Source organism: Nostoc sp. (assembly GCF_036918015.1).
In the GTDB taxonomy this organism is placed as follows: domain Bacteria; phylum Cyanobacteriota; class Cyanobacteriia; order Cyanobacteriales; family Nostocaceae; genus Nostoc.
In genome coordinates this window covers 1-6,154 of the sequence record NZ_JBALEO010000064.1, presented here as the reverse complement: position 1 = coordinate 6,154, position 6,154 = coordinate 1, and the positions used below count along the sequence as shown (strand labels likewise).

General features: G+C 40.3%; 6 protein-coding genes. 4 read left to right on the top strand and 2 right to left on the bottom strand.

Going from position 1 to position 6,154, the window contains the following annotated elements; genetic code table 11:
- Positions 1 to 558 precede the first annotated feature (558 nt).
- The 3 genes from V7K61_RS15855 (at position 559) to V7K61_RS15845 (ending at position 3,519) form a co-directional block, all read left to right on the top strand.
- Positions 559 to 756 carry a heavy-metal-associated domain-containing protein gene (locus V7K61_RS15855; RefSeq protein WP_229494814.1) on the top strand — a complete coding sequence of 66 codons (198 nt, stop codon included), beginning with the start codon at positions 559 to 561 and terminating at the stop codon, positions 754 to 756.
- A gap of 158 nt (positions 757 to 914) precedes the next feature.
- Entirely contained in the window at positions 915 to 3,272 is a 2,358-nt protein-coding gene (locus V7K61_RS15850) for a heavy metal translocating P-type ATPase (protein WP_335054492.1), read from the top strand.
- Between the two features lie 19 nt (positions 3,273 to 3,291).
- A complete protein-coding gene (locus V7K61_RS15845) occupies positions 3,292 to 3,519 on the top strand; it encodes a hypothetical protein (RefSeq protein ID WP_335054489.1) in 228 nt (75 codons plus the stop codon).
- A gap of 6 nt (positions 3,520 to 3,525) precedes the next feature.
- On the opposite strand, the gene V7K61_RS15840 is transcribed toward V7K61_RS15845, so the two are convergent.
- Positions 3,526 to 3,951, bottom strand: coding sequence for a heavy metal-responsive transcriptional regulator (locus V7K61_RS15840; protein WP_335054487.1), 426 nt, complete (start codon positions 3,949 to 3,951; stop codon positions 3,526 to 3,528).
- 344 nt (positions 3,952 to 4,295) lie between these two features.
- Here V7K61_RS15840 and V7K61_RS15835 point away from each other — a divergent pair, with 344 nt between their 5' ends.
- A complete protein-coding gene (locus V7K61_RS15835) occupies positions 4,296 to 5,384 on the top strand; it encodes an aromatic ring-hydroxylating dioxygenase subunit alpha (protein WP_335054486.1) in 1,089 nt (362 codons plus the stop codon).
- A 426-nt stretch (positions 5,385 to 5,810) separates the two neighbouring features.
- Here V7K61_RS15835 and V7K61_RS15830 read toward each other — a convergent pair whose 3' ends face one another.
- The gene (locus tag V7K61_RS15830) at positions 5,811 to 6,065 is read right to left on the bottom strand and encodes a hypothetical protein (protein ID WP_335054485.1); all 255 of its coding nucleotides are present in this window, start codon (positions 6,063 to 6,065) and stop codon (positions 5,811 to 5,813) included.
- Positions 6,066 to 6,154 lie beyond the last annotated feature (89 nt).

Below are 6,154 nucleotides of genomic sequence, written 5' to 3'. Positions count from 1 at the left end.
ATATGCTGAAATACTCAATTCGCTTGTTACTCCATTACTTGAAGTATAGAGAAATACCTGTGTTTAGTTAATTCATCCCGCATTTATGCAACGCCAGATTTCTCAACTGTCAACAACTGACGAATGTGCTATCAGCCGTTGCCATATTGCTACTTTTAGCTAAAATGTTGCAAAAAAATTGTAGGTTGGGTGGAGGCTTTGCGTAACCCAACATCCTGATAATCAGTTGGGTTGCGCTCCGCTCCACCCAACCTACGTCTTAAATAAGAGTAAAATTTTTCATTTTATCGGCACGTTGGTAAGAAAATAATCAATCTTTAATCGCTAGAACCCTTGATTTTTCAAGCCATTTAGGGAATTAAACAGCCCTGCCCCAAACCAAAGTTGTAAAGAAATTTGAAGTTTAGCGAAAAACTTTTAAAAATCTCTAGACTCTCCAGCCGGCTAGAGAGTCTAGGATGAATTCAAGGCGACTCTCTTTCCAGTTATTTCTGTGAGGGATACGTCTCAGTCATCCAGCTCGATCTGGCTAAGTTGTTCATTTTATCCCGTAAATCTATGACTCTCCAACTCACAGTTCCCAACATGGCTTGTTCTGCTTGTGCAAGCACCATTACCAAAACACTTCAGGCAGTCGATGCTAATGCTAGCGTTCAGGCCGATCCAACAACCAAGCTTGTCAGTGTTGAAACTCAAGCATCAGAAACAGCAATTAAGGAAGCGTTAGCTGCTGCGGGTTATCCAGTTGCTAACTAATTCGTAATTCGTAATTCGTAATTCGTAATTATTGGCGAAACACCTCGCGTAATTGTCTTACTTGGTGGTTTTTACCTGTTGGGGTCTAAATCCTCAAATAATTTAATTACGAATTACTTTCAGATCCTCCCACATCAATCACAGAGGTTCATCTAGTAATGGATACTCTCACACTCAAACTTCGAGGCATGAGTTGCGCCGCTTGCGCCAGCAACATCGAAAAGGCAATTCGCTCTGTTTCTGGGGTAATTGACTGTAACGTTAATTTTGGAGCAGAGCAAGCTACCATCAAATACGATCGCTCTCTAGCCAATTTAGAGAAAATTCAAAGTGCGATCGCATCTGCGGGATACTCTTCTGACTCACTCCAGAAAGAATTACTCTCCAAAGAAGATGATGCAGAGAAAGCAAGTAGGCAAGCATTACAACGCCAACTCTCCCTCAAGGTAGCGGTGGGAGGTGTAATCAGCATTTTCCTACTTTTGGGGTCGTTGCCCATGATGACTGGGCTAAATTTACCTTTAATTCCAAGCTTTCTGCAAAATTCTTGGGTGCAGTTAGTGCTGACAACCCCTGTCGTGTTCTGGTGTGGTGGATCTTTTTACCGCAATGGCTGGAAATCTCTCAAGCGCCATACGGCGACGATGGATACGCTGATTGCTTTGGGTACAAGTGCGGCGTATCTATATTCTTTGTTTGTCACCATTTTCCCAAAATTTTTTATTGCTCAAGGCTTGATACCTCATATTTATTATGAAGTTGCCGCCATTGTGATTACCTTAATTTTGCTGGGGCGGTTGTTAGAAAATCGCGCTAGAGGGCAAACTTCTGAAGCTATCCGCAAACTCATCGGATTGCAAGCTAGAGATGCCAGAGTTATCCGTGATGGTAAAGAAATTGATGTTCCCATCGCCGAAGTCAGAATCAACGATGTGATTTTAGTGCGTCCTGGTGAAAAGATTCCGGTGGATGGCGAAGTGATTACAGGCGCTTCGACGGTAGATGAAGCGATGGTGACGGGTGAAAGTTTGCCAGTCAAAAAGCAGCCAGGAGATGAGGTAATTGGGGCCACGATTAACGGTGCGGGTGCATTTCAGTTTCGGGTGACACGAATCGGAAATGATACATTTTTGGCTCAAATTGTCAAACTAGTGCAACAAGCCCAAGGTTCTAAAGCACCCATTCAGCGCTTGGCAGATCGAGTGACAGGATGGTTTGTACCAGCTGTGATTGCCATTGCGATCGCTACTTTCGTCATTTGGTTTAATTTCACTGGCAATCTCACCCTAGCAACAATGACAACGGTAGGTGTACTGATTATCGCCTGTCCTTGTGCTTTGGGTCTAGCTACTCCCACATCTGTAATGGTAGGGACGGGCAAAGGTGCGGAAAATGGCATCTTGATTAAGGGTGCTGACAGCTTAGAACTAGCGCACAAAATTCAAACCATCGTTTTAGATAAAACTGGCACTTTGACTCAAGGGAAACCGACGGTTACAGACTTTGTAACTATCAACGGCACAGCTAATGGTAATGAACTCCAACTTTTACAATTAGCAGCAACGGTAGAACGTAATTCTGAGCATCCTTTAGCTGAAGCGGTTGTAAAATACGCTCAGTCGCAAAAAGTGAGTTTAATAGATGCAAAGAACTTCGTAGCTAATGCAGGTAGTGGTGTCCAAGCAGTTGTGGCAAATCAGCTTGTGCAAATTGGTACACAACGCTGGTTAACAGAACTTGGAATTAACACCATAACTCTCCAGCAATATAAAGATGTATGGGAAGCGGCTGGTAAAACAGTTATTTTGATTGCTGTAGATGGAGAACTACAAGGAATAATGGGTATTGCTGATGCCCTAAAACCTTCGTCAGCAGCAGTGGTGAAAGCCTTACAGAAGTTAGGTTTAGAAGTAGTAATGCTTACCGGAGATAATCGTAAAACTGCTGATGCGATCGCTCTACAAGTTGGTATTGGGCGAATCTTTGCTGAAGTGCGTCCAGATCAAAAAGCGGCGATTATTCAATCCTTGCAAGGGGAAATAGGGTACAGAGGGACACAGAGAAAGAATTCTCATAAATTCTCACTTCTAACTCCTAACTCCTCACTCCTAACTCCTCACTCCTCACTCAAAACTCAGCACTCAATTGTCGCAATGGTAGGTGATGGCATTAATGATGCGCCAGCCTTAGCACAGGCTGATGTGGGAATTGCTATTGGGACGGGAACAGATGTTGCGATCGCAGCTAGCGATATCACCCTAATTTCTGGCGATTTGCAAGGAATTGTCACAGCTATTCAACTTAGTCGCGCTACCATCAACAATATCAGGCAAAATCTCTTCTTTGCTTTTATTTACAACGTCATTGGTATTCCCATTGCGGCGGGAATTCTGTTCCCTATCTTTGGTTGGTTACTTAATCCAATTATCGCCGGGGCGGCGATGGCTCTTTCTTCACTTTCTGTTGTTAGCAATGCCCTGAGATTGCGTAATTTTCAACCAAAAATTAGCTCATAATTGCAGGGGAATTGAGGAAATGTTCAGTCAAAAAACGCTTTGGGGAAGCCTGATAGCTTTAGTACTACTCACTGGTACATCAGGTATAACATTAGCAGAAATGCCAGCCCATTCATCAGAGCAAAGCAGCCAATTTCAACGCATTGAGCAACCTTTGGGGTTGAAAGTCGGTGTTGCGATCGCAGGTTTAGCTTTAATTGGACTAGAGTTGTGGTGGTTTCTTCTCTATAAAAGTCCTGATTCCTGATTGATGTCAGTCCTGAGAGGTATTTTGAATAATCGGACAAATTGTCTCCTCATGATGGTCGCTGATATTCTTCCAGCCTGAAAGTAATCCCTTGATTTCAGAGCGTAAAGTTAACAGCTGATCGATTTGGCGATCGATCTGCAAGACTTTATCTTCAAGTTTTTCTTTGATTTCACCACAAGGAGTTTGCCCTTGGTCATAAACCTGAAGAATATTACCAATCTCTTCTAGGCTAAGACCAAGATTTTGTGCCCTTTTAATGAATGCTAGACGAGTTAGCACATCCAATGAAAACTGGCGAAAGCCTCCCTCTGTTCGTCTTAATGAATTGATTAAACCTAAACTCTCGTAATAACGAATTGTCCTGATGGGTATTCCAGTTAAATCTGTTACCTGACCAATTAAAAGCAGTTTTTTATCTTGAGTTAACATGGTAGATTTTCCCAACTATTGTAATTATTATTACATATTTTGCTAAATATCAAGTGGTTGGAGAGTTAAGCAAAATATTATCATCAGTATTAGAACTTTTTATCTAATTAGAGATTTTACTAAGTTGTAAATTTTCAATTATCTATTATAAATGGATATTTGTGATTTAGCTGATATTAAATCGGCATAATTTTGACATATTTACTAATGTTTATTCAAGATGTTACTGATGATTTTTATTCATTTATGGGGTAGCTGTTTCTCATGGTACTGAAAGTAACTGTTTTTTTGAAGTTCCCATGTTACTTCTAGATCAACTGCTTCACTTCAAGTGAAACCATAAAATGAATCTCAACTCGCAGACTTCTAGCTCAATCCGTAAACCTAAAATTTTCAATAATCCAGAGCGTTTTATTGAGGGATGGTATTGGGTAATACCCTCTCAAAATCTGCGGGTGGGTGAAGTAAAACCTGTCACGATTTTGGGTAGAGAATTAGTAATTTACCGTGGGAAAGATAAAAGAGTAGTTACCTTAGATGCCTACTGTCCACACATGGGCGCTCATCTTGCTGAAGGCAAAGTTGAGGGTAATGCACTACGTTGTTTTTTCCACCACTGGAAGTTTGATGCTGAGGGGATGTGTATTGATATCCCATGTTTAGATATACCACCTTCCCTAAAATTACAAACTTGGCCTACTGCTGAAAAATATGGGATGATTTGGGTTTGGACTGGAGAAATACCGCAACAACCTCTACCTTTTGTTCCAGAGTTAGAGCAAAAAGAGTGTGATGTCGGCATCCATTCTCACTTCTTGCTGAACTGTCACCCCAATGTGGTGATGATTAATGCAATTGATGCTCAACACCTCAATACAGTTCACAAATTGCCACTAGAAATTATTTTTGAAAGAGATGAACTGAACGAAAATGCGATTATCTTCAGTAATACTACACCCATCAAAGACAATTTCTTCTTGATTAAGCTCATCCGTCTTTTCTACAAAAATGTCATAACTTACAGCATTTGCTATTGGTACGGTAGCATTGGCATTGTGACAATTGGCCCTGATTTCTTCCATGTCCACATGATGGTTGCAGTTCGCCTCCACGAAGGGGGAAAAACTGAAGGTCAAGTTCTGTTGATGACTAAAAAACGTAAAGGAATTTTTGGTTGGTTATGCAATCGAGTTGTGCTATGGCTGACTAAGATTACAGCTAAGTACTTTCTCATGGGTGACATCAAGATTCTTCAAACAATTCAGTTTGATTTGAAAACTCCCATCAAAGCAGATCACTCAATTATGCAGTTTATTAACCATGTTGAAAAACAGCAATCCCTAATGTGGGGGACTTGGAAAGAAATGCGATCGCGCGATGTGGAGAGCAAGCCCAGGCGTGAGAGATGGGAAGATACAATGAGTAATGACTAACATCATGTCTATATGACCAAAATTCCGTCAGACTGCTTGGCCAATTAAACGCACACGGTATCATAACTATTGTCAACAATCTTTGCAAGAAATGAAGTTTTTGTAGGGGCGTATAGATGTACGCCTCTACCAATTAATGTCTAGCAGATATTTTGTGAAATAGTATAACAATTAATAAAGGTTAAAAGTTCAACAAAATTACTTTTAACTTTTAATCGATTATTTACTGGACTAGTAGATAAATAAAAAGAAGTGGCAAAGCCACTTCCTAATTCCCAGGTAGAACCTAAGTTATGAGTATAACGACTACAAAAAATTGAAATAGTATAAACAAACACCAATTAACTGAATATCTCTATTTTCCTTGTTTCTAGGTGAGTAAATCCTGATTTCAATGCACCAAATAACTGTATATTTACATAAGTCTCATGATTGTAATGCAGATTCAAGTTTCTCCAGTTCATCGTTAAGATGTGCCAGTTTTGTCTCTTCATCAAGAAGTTGCTGTTCTAATTGAAACTTAACTGCCGTACCAGCCTCAATAGCTACAGCTTTCTTCATCTGCTTTAACTTCTCGCTGCGGATGTCAAATTCTGCCTGAAGTGCGTCTAGTTTTTGTTGCGATCGCCGTCGTTGTCCAGCAGTTAAACTAGTAGGAATTGGACTAGTTTCAATCAGCAATTCTCATTTTGAAAAAAAAGAAGATAAAGTTCTCTGTATAAACAAGAGAACTTCTCTCTAATTATCATTTTTTTTGAAAGATAATCATC

Excerpts from the sequence above, each read along its gene's own strand:
- V7K61_RS15850 (WP_335054492.1), top strand. The coding sequence starts at position 915 with ATGGATACTCTCACACTCAAACTTCGAGGCATGAGTTGCGCCGCTTGC.
- V7K61_RS15855 (WP_229494814.1), top strand. The coding sequence starts at position 559 with ATGACTCTCCAACTCACAGTTCCCAACATGGCTTGTTCTGCTTGTGCA.
- V7K61_RS15840 (WP_335054487.1), bottom strand. The coding sequence starts at position 3,951 with ATGTTAACTCAAGATAAAAAACTGCTTTTAATTGGTCAGGTAACAGAT.
- V7K61_RS15845 (WP_335054489.1), top strand. The coding sequence starts at position 3,292 with ATGTTCAGTCAAAAAACGCTTTGGGGAAGCCTGATAGCTTTAGTACTA.
- V7K61_RS15835 (WP_335054486.1), top strand. The coding sequence starts at position 4,296 with ATGAATCTCAACTCGCAGACTTCTAGCTCAATCCGTAAACCTAAAATT.